Origin of the sequence: Virgibacillus siamensis (genome assembly GCF_900162695.1) — a bacterium.
In the GTDB taxonomy this organism is placed as follows: Bacteria; Bacillota; Bacilli; order Bacillales; family Amphibacillaceae; genus Lentibacillus; species Lentibacillus siamensis_A.
In genome coordinates this window covers 291,928-307,348 of the sequence record NZ_FUIH01000006.1, presented here as the reverse complement: position 1 = coordinate 307,348, position 15,421 = coordinate 291,928, and the positions used below count along the sequence as shown (strand labels likewise).

Annotated in this window: 16 protein-coding genes; 6 read left to right on the top strand and 10 right to left on the bottom strand. The window is 40.5% G+C overall.

Annotated features, from left to right (window positions below; genetic code table 11):
• Positions 1 to 13 precede the first annotated feature (13 nt).
• Both B1K71_RS02535 and B1K71_RS02530 read left to right on the top strand, forming a co-directional pair.
• Positions 14 to 1,021, top strand: coding sequence for a DUF3231 family protein (locus B1K71_RS02535; protein WP_077324428.1), 1,008 nt, complete (start codon positions 14 to 16; stop codon positions 1,019 to 1,021).
• An 8-nt stretch (positions 1,022 to 1,029) separates the two neighbouring features.
• Complete coding sequence (locus B1K71_RS02530) at positions 1,030 to 1,506, top strand: hypothetical protein (protein ID WP_077324427.1); 477 nt, start codon at positions 1,030 to 1,032, stop codon at positions 1,504 to 1,506.
• Between the two features lie 107 nt (positions 1,507 to 1,613).
• Here the strand turns inward: B1K71_RS02530 and B1K71_RS02525 are convergent, their stop codons facing one another.
• Positions 1,614 to 2,171, bottom strand: a complete 558-nt coding sequence (locus tag B1K71_RS02525; protein WP_175631805.1) for a DUF3231 family protein — start codon at positions 2,169 to 2,171, stop codon at positions 1,614 to 1,616.
• A gap of 233 nt (positions 2,172 to 2,404) precedes the next feature.
• Here B1K71_RS02525 and B1K71_RS02520 point away from each other — a divergent pair, with 233 nt between their 5' ends.
• The 3 genes from B1K71_RS02520 to B1K71_RS02510 all read left to right on the top strand — a co-directional run bounded on the left by B1K71_RS02520 (position 2,405) and on the right by B1K71_RS02510 (position 5,668).
• Complete coding sequence (locus tag B1K71_RS02520; RefSeq protein WP_077324425.1) at positions 2,405 to 3,733, top strand: S8 family peptidase; 1,329 nt, start codon at positions 2,405 to 2,407, stop codon at positions 3,731 to 3,733.
• Positions 3,734 to 3,818: 85 nt separating this feature from the next.
• Positions 3,819 to 4,748 carry an endonuclease I family protein gene (locus B1K71_RS02515; RefSeq protein WP_077324424.1) on the top strand — a complete coding sequence of 310 codons (930 nt, stop codon included), beginning with the start codon at positions 3,819 to 3,821 and terminating at the stop codon, positions 4,746 to 4,748.
• 77 nt (positions 4,749 to 4,825) lie between these two features.
• The gene (locus tag B1K71_RS02510) at positions 4,826 to 5,668 is read left to right on the top strand and encodes an aldo/keto reductase (RefSeq protein ID WP_077324423.1); all 843 of its coding nucleotides are present in this window, start codon (positions 4,826 to 4,828) and stop codon (positions 5,666 to 5,668) included.
• Positions 5,669 to 5,821: 153 nt separating this feature from the next.
• On the opposite strand, the gene B1K71_RS02505 is transcribed toward B1K71_RS02510, so the two are convergent.
• The 6 genes from B1K71_RS02505 to B1K71_RS02480 form a co-directional block, all read right to left on the bottom strand.
• On the bottom strand, positions 5,822 to 6,478 hold the full coding sequence (locus B1K71_RS02505; RefSeq protein ID WP_077324422.1) for a carboxymuconolactone decarboxylase family protein: 657 nt from the start codon (positions 6,476 to 6,478) through the stop codon (positions 5,822 to 5,824).
• A gap of 152 nt (positions 6,479 to 6,630) precedes the next feature.
• The gene (locus tag B1K71_RS02500) at positions 6,631 to 7,086 is read right to left on the bottom strand and encodes a hypothetical protein (RefSeq protein ID WP_077324421.1); all 456 of its coding nucleotides are present in this window, start codon (positions 7,084 to 7,086) and stop codon (positions 6,631 to 6,633) included.
• Positions 7,087 to 7,198: 112 nt separating this feature from the next.
• Positions 7,199 to 8,551 (bottom strand): M20/M25/M40 family metallo-hydrolase, encoded by a 1,353-nt coding sequence (locus B1K71_RS02495; RefSeq protein ID WP_077324420.1) that lies wholly within the window; start codon positions 8,549 to 8,551, stop codon positions 7,199 to 7,201.
• 26 nt (positions 8,552 to 8,577) lie between these two features.
• Positions 8,578 to 9,624 (bottom strand): C45 family autoproteolytic acyltransferase/hydolase, encoded by a 1,047-nt coding sequence (locus tag B1K71_RS02490; protein ID WP_077324419.1) that lies wholly within the window; start codon positions 9,622 to 9,624, stop codon positions 8,578 to 8,580.
• Between the two features lie 3 nt (positions 9,625 to 9,627).
• A complete protein-coding gene (locus B1K71_RS02485; protein ID WP_077324608.1) occupies positions 9,628 to 10,761 on the bottom strand; it encodes a M20 peptidase aminoacylase family protein in 1,134 nt (377 codons plus the stop codon).
• Between the two features lie 19 nt (positions 10,762 to 10,780).
• Positions 10,781 to 11,614, bottom strand: a complete 834-nt coding sequence (locus B1K71_RS02480) for a MurR/RpiR family transcriptional regulator (RefSeq protein WP_077324418.1) — start codon at positions 11,612 to 11,614, stop codon at positions 10,781 to 10,783.
• A gap of 123 nt (positions 11,615 to 11,737) precedes the next feature.
• Between B1K71_RS02480 and B1K71_RS02475 the strand changes: the two genes are divergently transcribed.
• Entirely contained in the window at positions 11,738 to 13,174 is a 1,437-nt protein-coding gene (locus B1K71_RS02475) for a YfcC family protein (RefSeq protein WP_175631804.1), read from the top strand.
• Between the two features lie 197 nt (positions 13,175 to 13,371).
• On the opposite strand, the gene B1K71_RS02470 is transcribed toward B1K71_RS02475, so the two are convergent.
• The 3 genes from B1K71_RS02470 to B1K71_RS02460 form a co-directional block, all read right to left on the bottom strand.
• The gene (locus tag B1K71_RS02470) at positions 13,372 to 13,977 is read right to left on the bottom strand and encodes a TasA family protein (protein WP_077324417.1); all 606 of its coding nucleotides are present in this window, start codon (positions 13,975 to 13,977) and stop codon (positions 13,372 to 13,374) included.
• A 72-nt stretch (positions 13,978 to 14,049) separates the two neighbouring features.
• Positions 14,050 to 14,628: a signal peptidase I SipW gene (sipW, locus tag B1K71_RS02465; protein ID WP_077324416.1), complete on the bottom strand. Its 579-nt coding sequence runs from the start codon at positions 14,626 to 14,628 to the stop codon at positions 14,050 to 14,052.
• Between the two features lies 1 nt (position 14,629).
• Positions 14,630 to 15,106 (bottom strand): SipW-dependent-type signal peptide-containing protein, encoded by a 477-nt coding sequence (locus B1K71_RS02460; RefSeq protein WP_077324415.1) that lies wholly within the window; start codon positions 15,104 to 15,106, stop codon positions 14,630 to 14,632.
• Between the last annotated feature and the right edge of the window lie 315 nt (positions 15,107 to 15,421).

The following is a 15,421-nucleotide window of genomic DNA, read 5'->3' as shown; positions in this document are numbered from 1 at the left end:
AGTTGATATTCACATGGAAGATCATACCCGGAATATACCTCTGACAGCTTCTGAAATTTCCTCACTTTGGAACTCGTATCAGAGTGAAACGATGACCATATGCGGGCTTCGTTATTTTCTGAAGGATGTGGAATGTGAACAAACAGAGTCCTTACTTAATTTATCCTTAGAGCGCTCCCTTAAAAACAAAGAAACACTGGAACAGTTCTTTCGTGCCGAGAACTATCCAATACCACAGGGATTCACCGAAAAGGACGTTAACATGGATGCTCCCCGTCTATTTTCGGACAAATTGTTCATTTATTACTTGCTTCATATGTCCATGATTAAAATGACAATGAATACGTTCGCACTTGTCGTATCATCAATGGCCGATGTCACCCGTTTTTACAATGAGAATATTAATCAAATACAGGATTTACACCTGAAGGCAAAAGAGCTGGCAAAGGAAAAAGGAATCTTCATCCCTGATCCAACCATCCCTAAGCCTGAACAAATTGACTTTGTCAAAAAACAGAGCTTCATGGCGGGATGGTTTGGCGAACGAAGACAGCTGCTTGGCCAGGAAATTTCAAACCTTGTGTACAATGCCAAACGAAATGCACTTGGGCAAGCCCTTATTACCGGTTTCAGCCAGGTTGCGCAGGCAAAAGAAGCAAGAAAATATTTTGAACGAGGACGGGATATATCCGGAAAACAGTTTGAAGTATTCTCCTCCATTTTAAATAAGGAATACATTACAAATTCATCATTGATACTTACGACAGAGGTAACAGATTCAACAACAGCTCCATTTTCCGATAAATTAATGATGTTCCTTGTTACGCTTCTCAGCGCGTCCGGCATCGCTCAATACGGTACGTCCATGTCGACCAGCTCCAGGCATGACCTGAGTGTTAAATATACACGTCTTGTCGGTGAAATTGCACTTTATGCAGAAGACGGAGCGAATATTATGATTGAACACGGCTGGATGGAACAGCCCCCTATGGCAGCCGACCGAAAAGAACTTGCGGAATAGGGCTGCGAATGGAAAAAGTAAAAGGGAAAAACAGAGACAAACTTGAAGTGCTGTTCTGGAGTATTGCATTTCCAGGATTCGGGCAATTGCTGAATGGAGCTTATATTAAAGGATTATTATTGGTCGGGCTGGAATTTCTTACGAATGTAATGGGCAACTTTAATCAAATTATTATTTTTAGTTTTAACGGTGAAATACACAAGGCAGTCGAAGCGACAAATTACGGATGGCTTATGTTCTATCCATGTTTATATTTCTTCGCGATTTGGGATGCATATAAAGACGCGAAAGGTGAAAGCAGACCATATGCCTTTCTGCCGTTTGTATTTTCAGCTTATTTTGTAACGGTTGGGGTTATTTTCTCAGCTGACCTGAAACTATTCGGCTACTTGATCGGACCAGTTTGGCTGCCGATCCTGTTTGTACCGGTAGGTCTGATAGTTGGCGGTATTATCAGATGGATTTTATTAAAACGACTCGAATAACGCTTTTTGAAAGGAAGAAACCTTTTAAAAAGCGTTATTTATTTTTGTGTACAGCAAAAATCCATCTCCCTGTTCGGAAGATGGACTTTAACAAGTTTTTTATTAGGTTAACTCCCCGGTGCACCAGGCGGCCGATAATGCGGCGGAATTTTAAGCCAGCCTTTTCTGCGCATCAGTTCTTTCGCCCGAAAACCAAGCGCAAATTTATCCGTCTGAAACTTCAAAAACATCAGTCCTACATCGGTGCGGAGACATTGACTTGCAGAAGCAGCACATGTATCTGCCGCAAAAACAAAATTGATTTCCAGGGTGTTAATCAATTCATCTTCCGTCAATTTCGCACCCGGCGGAATGGCACCGGGGTCTGACTTGGGCTTTGTTTCAGGTAAAGAAGGTAAAGCAATCCCTTCTTTTTTCATAAACTCAGTAAGTTCTTTCTTATGTGTCTTCGCAATATTTAATGCGTCCTTAACCATTTCTTTTAATTCCGGATCAGTTATGGAATTTAGCCCCACTTCTTCATACGTTATAATATTACCCACAAAAGCAAGGTAAGTCCAGCACGCCATAACTTCTCCCATATGCAGCGGGTCCTTATTGTTATCGGTTAAAGCGTTTAGAACCTTGATCGCGGATTGAAAAATATTTCCCAGATTTTTCGGCACTTCACAACCTCCCTTTATGGAAACAGTCATACATTTACTTTTCCTGAATACCATGAAAAATATGTATACACTTAATGCATCGTTGAAATGGAACGGTTATACAGCAGTTTTAAAAGGTGCAGCCAATTAACGGACAAGCGCCTTTTTTTGTTTCACATCCTTACAAATACCGTGTCCACGATTCCTTTCATTCATAGTATGTACCGAAATGAATGATAAAGGAAGGTGATAACATGTTAGGATTTTCAATGATTCAGCTGGTTCGCAATTATGGCGAGAAATTTGATAAAAAAATGCGGCAGAATCTGCTTCATCTATATCAGCCGTTTCGCAACATCCCGTGTTTCTTGCATCGCCCAATCGAAAATATCATGAAAAAATTTAAACGATATCCAGTAATTATCGAATTTGAAAATAAAGGACTGCCACTGTCATCGGTTCTATGTGATGCACAGGAAGTGGTTAATCCGGAATTCAGGTCCAAGATAATGCACCAGTTTCCAAGTACAGCAAGCTGCTCCGCAATCTTAACAGCATCCACCATTGAAAAATTAATGGATAATGGCTGCGGCATCAGCAAGATTTACTATGACCGGGAAGTTACTGCTTATTTGGATGTTGCTTCTCCATCCATCCATGCCAGGCAGTTAAATGAACAAGGCTTAACCGGGAAAGATGTCAACATTGCCATAGTCGATACTGGTATTTATCCGCATGAGGATCTGACCCAGCCGTCCAATCGTATCGTTGCCTTTAAGGATTTCGTTAACAACCGAACGGAACCTTATGACGATAATGGACACGGCACACATTGCGCCGGCGATGCTGCAGGTAATGGCTATACGTCAAGCGGAACCTACCGCGGGCCTGCCCCGGAAGCTGGTGTAATTGGAGTAAAGGTACTCAATCAAATGGGATCTGGCTCTCTTTCCACAATCGTTTCCGGTGTACAATGGTGTATTGATCATAAAGATGAGCATCAAATCGATGTCATCTCCCTATCTTTAGGGGCACAAGCTGATGAATCGAATTGTAATGACCCACTCGTCCAAATTGTTGAGCAGGCATGGGCTGCAGGAATAGTTGTATGTGTCGCTGCAGGGAATTCCGGCCCCGATAAACGAACAATCGGGACGCCAGGAATCAGTTCTCAAGTGATAACTGTTGGCGCAATTGATGATCGAAATACAGTTGACAGATCCGATGAACAAATTGCATCTTTTTCAAGTCGCGGTCCTGCATGCGGGGAAGAATCAAAACCAGATTTGCTTGCACCCGGGGTGAATATTATCTCTTTACGGGCACCTGGTTCTTTTCTGGACAAAACGGCTAAATCAGGTCGGGTAGACCAGAATTATTTTTCATTATCAGGTACATCAATGGCAACTCCGATTTGTGCAGGTGTTGTTGCCCTTGTGTTACAGAATAATTCCGGATTCTCCCCTGATCAGGTAAAGCAAAATCTTCTAAATAGTGCAGTTGATCAAGGATTGCCGCCTTATGCACAAGGTGCTGGTTATATAGATGCAGAACAGGCTGTCCAGTCAAACGGGAATGATTAATAAAGCCTAGATTGGTTTAAAAAGGATTGGGGTATACACAAAACAACTTTGTATACCCCAATAATTTTGTCAAGGAGGATTACTCATGAACCTTACCGCTGAACAGAAGAATAAGCTGCTTCCGGTTACAACCGATCAAAAACGTCTCCATTCCATTATTTCCCGGCTTACAGACACAAAGGAAGAATGGGAAAAAGATGAAAAAACCTATTACGACAAAGAAAAAGACCAGCAGATGAAGGAACATTATTATCAAAACATTGATTTTGATAACCCCGATGACTCAGAATTATTGCAATCGCTGAAAAGACTGCTTACGGAAACCCACACGAATCAAGTTAGTTATGATCCAAGTGAATATGTCTATCCATGGGTTGACTTAAGACCGGACGGAAATCTGGAAAGTATTTATTCCGGGGTAAAGCAGCAGCCGGAAGAAGTGATTAAAAAAGATCATCAAACTTCCTTAAAACGAAAAGAAGAAATGGAAAAAGCGCAGGAATCGGAACAAAGCCAGAAAGAGCGAAAACTAAGGGAAATTGCGGATTCATTCAAATATAATTGTGAACACGTTGTCCCGCAATCCTGGTTTAATGAAGAGGAACCGATGCGCGGCGACATTCATCACCTATTCACATGTGAACCCGATTGTAATTCAATCAGAAGCAATTATCCCTACCATGATTTTCCTGATTACAATCCGGAGAATATGGAGACCAGACAAATTGAAGATGCATGCGGAAAAGCGGATGAGGAGCTATTTGAGCCCGAGAATGCGAAAGGTGCAGTTGCCAGGGCTATGATGTATTTTCTAATACGGTACCCTGACGAAATTGAGAAATCACACAGAAAAAAAATCGATACAAATCTGCTGCTTGATTGGCATCAGAAATTCCCTCCGACTCTATATGAAAAACACCGCAATCAGGCGATCTTTGACATCCAGGGAAACCGGAATCCATATATTGATTTTCCGGAAGAGATGAAACGGTTTTGTCACTTGAAACATCTGTAACCATAAGCACTACAATAACATCCATCGCTATATTGTGATAGCATATCCAATAAATACACGTTTCAAGGAGGCATACAATGACAAGCCAAATACCAGAAATCTTGTTAAACGATGGCACTCGTATCCCGGCAATTGGCTTCGGGACCTATAAACTGTGGGGAAACGAAGGTGCAGCGGCCATTACTAGTGCCATCGATCATGGTTACCGTCTGATTGACACAGCTTATAATTACGAGAACGAAGGAACAGTAGGCACGGCACTAAAGCGGACAACCGTGCCGCGGGAAGAATTGCGTATTGCATCAAAGCTTCCTGGGCGCTACCATACGTATGAAAAAGCTGTGAAAGCTATTCAGGAATCACTCTATCGCGCAAACCTGGACTATTTCGATCTATATTTAATTCATTGGCCAAATCCAATCCAGGATATGTATCTGGAAGCATGGCAGGCATTGGTTGATGCGAAAAAATGGGGGCTTATCCGCTCAATCGGTGTTTCCAACTTTTTGCCGGAGCATATGGAACGGCTGCAAAAAGAAACCGGTGTACTGCCAAGCATCAATCAAGTGGAACTGCACCCTTTCTTCAATCAGGAAGAACAGCGCAAGTGGCATGAAGAGCATGGTATAGCAACCGAATCCTGGAGTCCTTTGGCCCGCGCAAATGATGTTTTAAGCAACAATAAGATTTGGGGTATTGCGGAAAAACACGGCAAGACCGCTTCACAGGTTATTTTGCGCTGGCATTTCCAGCACAATGCAGTGCCAATTCCGAAGTCCGCTTCACCGGTTCGGCAGCTGGAGAATCTCTCTATTTTTGATTTTTCCTTGGATGAAGATGATATGACTGCACTTGATCAATTGACACGCCCGGATGGCCGCAATAATGACCAGGATCCGGCCGTTTATGAGGAGTTTTAAACGATAATTTGCGAATGAATTTTTCCGCTTAAATGTTCACGGTTGACCGTGAACATGTTTGAAAGTTAGTTTTGCTTTTATTAAAAAACTGCCCTGATTCGCTATTTACTGCGAATCAGGGCAGCCTTGTATGACAACTTTTCTTCGATATCTTTATTCCTCGCCAAAGCTCTCAATCATATTCGCCATATGCGCATAAGATCCACCGGCAAGCAACGCAGAAGAAACCAATACCGCTTCAGATAATTCCTCTCTTGTTACACCTTCCTTATCGGCATTTTTAGTATGAACATCAATGCAATATGGACAAAGTGTGGCATGTCCGACAGCAACCGCGACAATTTCTTTAAACTTCTTGCTCAATTTCCCTTCTTTCATTGCTGCTGTGTTAAATCCGGAATAACCTTGGAATCCGTCTTTCGCATTCTTTCCCAATTGACTGAGACTTTTCAAATTTGAACGTGCATACAGTGTGTCATCGGCTTCCTCAGAAAGTGCATTATGCATATTTGTACTATGTGTCACAGCCCCGCCTGCTTCAACTGCAGAAGTAACCATGACTGCTTCCACCAATTCACTGAGAGAAGCACCTTCTTTTTTGGCATTTTTAGTATGCGTATCAATACAATAAGGACATTGCGTTACATGTGCTATCGCAACTGCAATAATTTCCTTTTCCTTTTTGGACAGCGCCCCATCCTTAAAAACACCCGCATTATACTTCGAAAAGGCCTGCGCCTGCTCCGGTGCCAGTTCACCTATTTTATTTAAATGTTCAGCATGACTCTTTTCGTAAAATTGATTAGCCAATGTGTATCCTCCTTATTAAGAATGCTTATTATATCCACTATATTACACTTCCACTTTATTAATTAAACTAAACAAGACTTTCACTCATGTTCCAATTAAATAAGCCCCCAAATAAACTTTGAGGACTCCTTGATTTTGAATTCGGACTGGGATTACTTTTCCAATCCTTTCTTAAAATCCTGCAGTTTTTTCAACGTTTCACTAGTCAACTGTTTTACCTTGCCTTTATCAGGCATGTCCTTTTTTGTTGCAGCTTTAAGCGGGTATAAACTTTTCTCGATATTTTCATATGCTTTAGGGTATTTTTCCTCTACCTGTTTTTCAATTTCATCCCAATCTTCCCCAGCTTCTTTCCCGATTTTTTGTATTTTTTTCGTCTTATCGGGATTATTTTGCATAACCATTTTTAATTCATCCAAAGACTTTTGAACATCAGTAACACCGCTTGTAAGTCCAGATGAACCACCTTTGTCAGTTTGGCCCGTGTCTTTTGCCTCTTCCGTACCGGTTTGGTTTTGTTCATTTTTAGCCTGATCCTCACCACCTGAACCACACCCTGCTGTCACCAATACTAATGTTGCGAGCATTACGAAGAAAATTTTGTTCATTTTTACACTCCTCCTTTTTATGAGGAGTTCCCGCTTGGTATGATAGAATAAACTGGATAAAAAGACGCCTGTATTTAGTAGGAATAATATTTATATTTATATGTTTATGGAACTAGCAGTCATCGCCCAATTCCTGAATAACATGACACGTACACAAAATTCCCTTAAAAAAGTTATCAATCGTAATATTTTCATTCGGGGAATGGTTTGCTTCGTCATAATTAGCATACGGCACCAATACTGATGGGGCTCCCAAAATTTGCGTCCACACGTAGTCCGGCAGGCTTCCACCCAAACTTGGCTGTAAAACAGGTTGTTGCTTGTAAGACTTTTCAACTGCACGTTTTATAGCACTAACCCCTATAGAATCATAAGGGGTACGGGATGGTCTCATGGCACCATGCCGTTTCAACTCTATATCAGGAGCATGTTTCATGACGTGCTTTTCCAGCTTGCTAAGGATATCATCAGGGTCTTGATCAACTATCAACCGCATGTCCAGTTTCAACTTTGCCTTGGAAGGAATGATTGTCTTTGTGCCTTCTCCGCCATAACCACTGTGAAAACCCGCAATATTCATCGTAGGCTCAAAAATTAAGTTTTGGTAATATTCGTCACGGGACATATCAAACCCTTGATAGCCGGTATGTTCAGCTAATCGATTCTTATCAAATGGCAAGTTGGATATTAAGTCTAAATCATGTTTGCCTGGCTGACGAATGTCATCATAAAACCCTTCAATTAAGATTCTTCCCTTATTGTCACGCATTGTATTTAGCAGTTTAACCAATTCCCAGGCAGGATTAGGGATAATATTCCCTTTATTACCGGAATGGTTATCCCAATCCGCGCCTTTAGCCGCTAGCTCCACATAAAGCATTCCACGTACTCCCAAAAGAACAAACGGTGCTCCACTTTCATGCATTGGCCCGTCGGACGTATAAACAAGGTCAGCTTTTAATAATTCACGATTCGTCTGAACAAATTGAGCAAGATTAGGGCTTCCGCTCTCTTCTTCACCCTCAAAAACAAACTTTATATTAATTGGAAGCTTCCCGAAAATTTCTTTATAACTTTTAATAGCAAGTAATTGCGCCATCAATTGTCCTTTATTGTCACCAGCACCCCGGCAAAAAATTTTCCCGTTTTTGATGGTCGGCTCAAAAGGAGGTGTATTCCACTCATCAATCGGATCGGCAGGTTGAACGTCATAATGTCCGTAAATCAGAAGCGTGAAATTATTTGTTTTATTCATTAATTCCCCATAGACTACCGGATGCCCATCTGTTTCTATCAGCCTTGTTTTGATTCCGATATCTTCCATTATTCGGTTTAACAGTGCGCTGCATGCTTCTATCCCTTCATTTTCCGCGCTTACACTTTTTTGTCTTAATAGGGAAAATAATAGATCAAGATATTCTTCTCTTTTGTTTGCAACCAATTCTTGCACCTGGCGTATGCTCATCATAAATCACTCCTGCTCCCTTTAAGTCACAGTTGCCTGCATGGGTGACCTTTTTCCCAGTTCAGTGTGCCTTCTGTTAAGTTCATAACAATACTAAAAATAGTTTCGCTTATTCGTTCTCCCTTCTTCTCGTCTTCGGGAGATATATGGCGGCAAATAGAATGCGGATAATTTGTATGATCTGACAAAACCCGAAATACATTCGTGTCAGTAATCTGTTGCTTATCAAAATCTGTCAGTAATTTATTTGCAACGTCGTACCGGATATAGGAATCTGATTTTGCATCCTCCTTAACTTTTTCTTTTAGCTGTTCAGACAAAATATGATTTGTATGTGCAATAAAATTTTTGTCAGTTGCTATTCGGGCGGTATGGATTGGAGATACTTCAAGTCCTGCCATTTCTCCTGTTTTTGCTGCGATTAAAAAATGTGCCGGAGAGGCCATTTGATTCCTACCAACCCGCGATACAGCTTCTTCAATGGAAGTTGATTCCAGGACTGCCCTCAATCCCAAATGAATTGGCACTTTCTTTGCCGACGTATTCGTTACCAAGGCATTAAGGCAGACACCTATCCCCTCACTGTTGCAGCCAATCTTACCGATAATCCCTGCTTCTGAAACCATATTTATGGAAGGACAATTTTCCTTATCCAAATGCAAGTGAACCAAAGATTTAAATTGGGTTGATGTCCAATCCCAATTTTGGGCCAGCCACATGTTTGATGTGTACCTGTCCAATATTGAAAATGCAGTACATCCATCAGGAACATTGGTTAATACAATTTCACTTCTTGCATTAATTGCCAATATATCTTCAAAAGTAACACCTGCTCCTTTTGCTAAACCTTCCATTTCATAAAGATAATCAGCATTATATTGCTCAATCGCATCAACATGAAGTAATGCTTTATTACATGCCTCCTTCCAAGACATACTCGAATGGTTATAAAACATTTCCTCATACGTTTCAAGGGTGAAATGGACCTGTTCTTTCGCCCCTGAACCATGTTCAAAGCCCATTTCATAAGAAGATCCCGATAACTTCAAAGATGGCGTTTCAACATCTGACATCTGCTAATCCCCCTTTTTATTTAAATGAGTTAAGGTTTTTAAAACTGTTTTCAATAGTATCTCAGAACCAGGTACAATCATGTCGTGATTAAATGTCATATATGGGTGGTGCAAACCCGGTTTTAAATCACACCCAAGTCCCAAAAGAGTTGCCTTTAAATCCGGTTTCTTAAACGTATAAAAATGAAAGTCCTCACTGCCGCTGGTAACAACAGGCGGTGCAATATTTTCTTCTCCTAAAACCTCTCCAATGGATTCGGACATTATTTTTTGGGCATTTTTATCAGAATTGGCTGAAGCGGTCGCTGAACCAATGTCCAACTCAATAGGTACATTGTAAAACGCTGATACCGATTGAACTGATTGCTTAACCTTGCTGGCCAATTCGTCAATGACATCGTTACGTTGAGCCCGAATATCAATACTGAATGCCGCACTGCCGGGAATCACATTCGAGCTTTCCCCGCCGGCCTGAAACTTCGTAAACTTTATGGAGTGTGGAACTTGCGGGTCGGCATGAATATGGTTAAGTTTTTGCAACAGTTCCGCCCCGACCTCTATTGCGTTGACGCCTAGGTGTGGCCGAGCTCCATGCGTATCTTCCCCCTTTATTTCCCCGCTGATGTGCTGTCCCGCGCCATGCAAAATTGCCGGAGCTGCCATATTGTCTTTCACTTCATGGACGGGCCTTAAATGAACACCATACATATAACTGACATCATCAATAACGCCCTTTTCAATCATTTTAAGCGCACCCGTTCCTTTTTCTTCAGCGGGTTGAAAAATGAATCGAATCGTTCCCTGTGGAAGTGAATCCATTTCACTGATTTTTAAAAGAACCCCAAGTACCATGGACATGTGTGAATCGTGACCGCATGAATGATTGGCACAAAATCTTCCGTTAACTTCCTGCCAGAGAGCATCCATATCTGCTCTGACAGCAACTACAGGATCACCATTTCCTATCTCCCCAATTACCCCTGTACAATCATCAAAAGTAGTTATCTTGCATCCATGGTTCTCCAAAATCTGTTTAATATAGTTTGTCGTTTCGGTTTCATGCCAACTGATTTCGGGATGATTATGCAAGTGCTCAAAAATATTCATTATCTTATTATCGATTGGATCTGTTTTCATGACGTTTATCTCCTTGTCCTCATAATTTAAAATTACCTTTAATTCTGTTTTCTTCAACCTTTTGTTTGGCCTTCATGGTACGTTCAGGTTCGAGTTGACTTATGCCGGAAACGATTGCATTTAACAATGAGAAGACGACTGGTGCTGTTTCTGAATTCATTCTTTCCGGAAAATGGACAGTGTACAATATGTCGGCATATTCCGAAATGGGAGCAATACGGGAGTCAGTAAATCCAATAATCAGCCACCCGCGTTTTTTCGCTTCTTCGGCAAGTAACAGTGTCTCCACAGAGTAGGCGTGAAATGAAAAAACAACCAGCACTTTCGCCTTGCTTCCTTCTTCCATATGTATATCCAAATCCGGCCGAAATAAATGTGCATTTAAACCAATAGATAATAGCGCATATGTCAGCCAATGTGCCATTGAAAAAGTATAGCGGAGCCCGGATACAAGAATCCGCTCTGAATACGCTAAAGCACGTATTGTTTCATTGAACTCATGTTCATTTAAACTGGACGATGTTTTCTGTATATTGATTTGATCATGACGCATGATCTGCTGATACATTGGTTCTCCAACCTGTTGCTCATCAATTTTGTACGTATTAAAAATACGTTTTTGTTCAAAAACATGTTCCCTTACCTCTTGCTGCAACTCACTGTATCCGCGATACCCCAATGCAATACAAAGCCGGACCACCATTGTTTCACTGACGCCAATCGATTCACCCACTTTTTTTGCAGGATTGGCTGCAAATGCCATAGGTTCTTCCAACAAATAGGACGCTACTTTTTTAAGGCCGCTGGTAAGGGTTGCATAGTTTTTATCAATTTTTTCTTGAAATGTTGTCATATAAGACCCCTCTCAAAAATAAAGGAAAATAATTAAAAATGACTTGATTTAAAGTTAATACTTTATTATAATCTATCACAACGTTTTATTTTTTTCAACAATTCAAAAAAGGAGGAAATCCATATGTCAGCAAATCAAGAAAACACACCTGGCAGGAAAAAGAAAAAGTTTGCGATGCCCGATGCATACATTATCATGCTATTCATTATGCTTTTAGCAGCACTGGCAACATACTTTCTACCCTCAGGTGAGTTCGAACGTGAAAAGCAAGGGGATATAACCGTTGTTGTGCCAAACAGCTTTCATTCTGTAGAAGGAAGTCCTACAGGGATTTTAGACTTTTTCCTTTCCATTCAAAATGGGTTGGTGGAAACTGCAGGAATTGTATTCCTCGTATTAATTATAGGTGGTACATTTGCTGTTATTGAATCAACAGGAGCAATTAATGCCTCTATTATGAAAGCAGTCAACAAAACTAAAAACAAAGAATACCTTCTAATAATTTTCGTTGGATTTTTGCTGATGATCGGAGGGCTGACAGGTGCAATTGCGAATGCAGTTATTGCATTTATACCAATCGGCATTATCCTTGCCAGAGCATTGGACTTGGATGCCATATCCGGTGTGGCCATGATTAAATTATCAGCTTATGTAGGATTCAATACGTCATTTATGAGTCCGTTCACAGTTCTTATTGCACAAGACATTGCGGGATTGCCTTTGTATTCCGGTATTGTGTTTCGCTGCATAATGACCGTTATTGTCTTTGTCGTTACGATTGGTTACATTTGCTGGTATATCAACAGGGTGAAAAATGATCCTGAGAAAAGTCTGATGGCTGGAAATCGTTTTCCGGCAGGGGATGATGTAAGTGAGAAAGCTGAAAAGAATGAAGTTAATCTTAAATTCACAGGTCAGCACAAACTAATTTTACTGTTTGTTGCGGCGGCTATTATATTTTATATTGTTGGTGCCCTTCAATACGGCTGGTCCTTAAACCATATGGCAGCTATTTTTATTATCATTGCAGTTGGTACAGGACTGATTGCCAAAATGTCTCCAAATGATGTAGTCGGACACTTTATGGGCGGTGCCAAAAACCTGGTTTATGGCGCGTTAATTATTGGGCTTGCACGCGCAATTGTCATTGTTATGCAGAACGGAAAGATTTTAGATACGATTGTACACTGGCTGGCAGTGGCAATGGAGCCATTTTCATCTGTATTTGGTGCAATCGCAATGTTTATTGGTAACTCACTGTTTGCATTACTTGTTTCTTCCGGAAGTGGTAACGCTGTAGTCATGATGCCAATATTAACACCATTGTCTGACTTAATGGAAATTCCAAGACAGGTTGCTGTAACAGCATATCAGCTTTCGGATGGTTTTATGAACAGCATTACACCTGCATCCGGGGTATTGTTGGCTTGCTTAGCTATCGGTAAAGTACCTTGGACAAAATGGGTCAAATTCATGCTTCCACTTATCGGAGCATGGTATGCTTTATCCATCATATTCCTGGTAATTGGTGTGCTGATTGGGTGGGGACCTAATTATTAAGAGTGTGCTATCCTGAATATATTTTGAGGAAAATTTTAAAAGGGCAATACTGAAATAAAACATTCAGTATTGCCCTTTATTGCTTAACTGATGGTACCCAATAGTATGTAATAATCATGAATGACATCAAACCATCTTATGTTTATTATTTATTTTCATCCCCTGCTTGCCTTAGAACTGTCTCTTAATACGAAAGATCATTCCTCAGGCAGATCTGTATTTCCTTCCCCTTGTTTTGCATTAAATTTCCACTTAAGATTGACAGTATCGCCCTGGTATTGATTTTGCGGCTCGCCACTGTCAACAAATTCAAATTGAACAGCAAACAAATTTTCTTCGCCTGCTTTTAACCCGGCTCCGTGGCCATCAGCTTCCGGATCGATCACATTTGCTTCGACCAAACTAAGCGGGTTTTCTTTTAATTCTGCCAATGTGGTCTCAAAGACAACTGTATAACCTTTCGAATCGTTAATAAGGAAATTCAACTCAATTTGTTCGCCGAAGTCACCTGTATTATCCCCTTTTACATCCGTTACACTATATTCTGTATTTAAGAGGATCTCGCTCATATCAAGGCTTCCAATATTGCCCAGTTCAAACTCGCGAACAACTTTATCACCAGGTTTCATGTTATCCAAATTAATAATCGTTGCTTTACTTGTGGAAAGGTCTAAAGTTCCGGCCGCGAATGTATTATTGGTCACTTCCTGGTCACTGAAATATGCGAATGTTCCACCCCCTACTAATGAAAGTCCAAGTGCCGCTGACGCAATACCTAAACCTAATTGTTTCTTAATGCCCATTACTCACATTCCCCTTTTCCTACCTACTATTGAAATAGGTAATATTTTTTATTTTGAACCCATAAAAGGATTTCAAGCGTCAGTTGATGATGTTCCTTCCTTTTTCTTACGTCCATCTATTTGTTTAAAAGCTCTCCAAATCGTGATGACAGAATAAATAATAAGCAAAATTCCCGGCAGGACTACCAACAGTGCAGTTCCCTCTTTCGATTGGGCAAAGTGCATAAAATAACCAACAAATGGAACTGTAAATCCCGTATAAACGGCTTCAACATTTTGCGCGAGAACTGGTTTCGCATCGGGATTATCGTTGTTGTCACCTTTTGTAATATATTTTGGCTGTTTATCGGTACCCTTAACTGCGTATATGCGGTGCGTGACAGTCATTTTTTTATCTCTCTTAAACGTAATGACATCACCTTTTTTTAATTTGGATCCCTCATTAACAGGTTTAACCGCAATGATTGATCCGGTCTGAAAAGTTGGCTCCATTGACCCTGATAAAACCGTCTTAAATTGATAACCGAAAATGTTGGGTTCGCCACCGGAAAGCCTTGATGACATAACAACAAAAACCATGGAAATTAATAGGATAAATAATATTGTTGTCACTGTGCCGCTTATCCATTTTTTTAGTGTTCGTAATTTCATTTTAACCCTCCCTTTGATGCAAATTCTCTTTAGTTCCAGTGTCATGCTTACCTATTTTTTCCTGATCTTGGTCATCATGTTTCTTTTCGGTCCGGCCATTACTGTCTGATTCTTTTTTAATAGTTTCTTCCGTATCACTGTCTTTTTTGGCGGTATCTTTTTTACCATCCTTTTTTCCTGTTGCATTCGTTTGGTCCTGCTTTTCCCCGGTTTCCGTATCAGGTGATTCTTTTTGTTCATCGTTGTTCGGCTTATCGTTATTTTCGTTATCCATTTTTTCTTGTTTGTTATGTTCATCTGTAGAATTTTGCTTGGTGTTTTCATCTGTGGAATCATTCTTGTCTCGTTTTTCCGGTTCTGATATATCTTTCTCTACTTCCCATGTCGCTGCCGTTATGGAACCTGATGCCTTTTCTGTATCGGTGAAGTATGCGTTGGTAGGGGTAGTGACATTCATAAACCCAATCAATGTAATCAACAGGAAGATGCCTATTTGCAGACAAAAGATGGAGGGCCAGTGTTTATGTATAAAAGAACTTATTTGCTTATTTTTAATGGTGATCGCTACCTCCCTGATAATTCTTCTTATTAATAAATTTGTTCGCCATTAAGTTACTAAATCCTTTATTTTCCTGCAACATACTACAAAATAGATAAAAAGTAGTGCGTTTGTGACAAAAAAAACAGGACTTTTTTAGGTAATTTGAATCATCGTTGCATGGAGACGGTGGGTATCCATGCATTAGTTGTACAGGACTGAAATCAATAATAAAGCGCGGGGAAACGAAATGTC

What these genes read in the sequence shown, in the direction of transcription:
- B1K71_RS02520 (WP_077324425.1), top strand. Translation starts at nt 2,405, where the DNA reads ATGTTAGGATTTTCAATGATTCAGCTGGTTCGCAATTATGGCGAGAAA.
- B1K71_RS02470 (WP_077324417.1), bottom strand. Translation starts at nt 13,977, where the DNA reads ATGGGCATTAAGAAACAATTAGGTTTAGGTATTGCGTCAGCGGCACTT.
- B1K71_RS02530 (WP_077324427.1), top strand. Translation starts at nt 1,030, where the DNA reads ATGGAAAAAGTAAAAGGGAAAAACAGAGACAAACTTGAAGTGCTGTTC.
- B1K71_RS02510 (WP_077324423.1), top strand. Translation starts at nt 4,826, where the DNA reads ATGACAAGCCAAATACCAGAAATCTTGTTAAACGATGGCACTCGTATC.
- B1K71_RS02475 (WP_175631804.1), top strand. Translation starts at nt 11,738, where the DNA reads ATGTCAGCAAATCAAGAAAACACACCTGGCAGGAAAAAGAAAAAGTTT.
- B1K71_RS02495 (WP_077324420.1), bottom strand. Translation starts at nt 8,551, where the DNA reads ATGAGCATACGCCAGGTGCAAGAATTGGTTGCAAACAAAAGAGAAGAA.
- B1K71_RS02480 (WP_077324418.1), bottom strand. Translation starts at nt 11,614, where the DNA reads ATGACAACATTTCAAGAAAAAATTGATAAAAACTATGCAACCCTTACC.
- B1K71_RS02515 (WP_077324424.1), top strand. Translation starts at nt 3,819, where the DNA reads ATGAACCTTACCGCTGAACAGAAGAATAAGCTGCTTCCGGTTACAACC.
- B1K71_RS02485 (WP_077324608.1), bottom strand. Translation starts at nt 10,761, where the DNA reads ATGAAAACAGATCCAATCGATAATAAGATAATGAATATTTTTGAGCAC.
- B1K71_RS02490 (WP_077324419.1), bottom strand. Translation starts at nt 9,624, where the DNA reads ATGTCAGATGTTGAAACGCCATCTTTGAAGTTATCGGGATCTTCTTAT.
- B1K71_RS02500 (WP_077324421.1), bottom strand. Translation starts at nt 7,086, where the DNA reads ATGAACAAAATTTTCTTCGTAATGCTCGCAACATTAGTATTGGTGACA.
- B1K71_RS02535 (WP_077324428.1), top strand. Translation starts at nt 14, where the DNA reads ATGGAAGATCATACCCGGAATATACCTCTGACAGCTTCTGAAATTTCC.
- sipW (WP_077324416.1), bottom strand. Translation starts at nt 14,628, where the DNA reads ATGAAATTACGAACACTAAAAAAATGGATAAGCGGCACAGTGACAACA.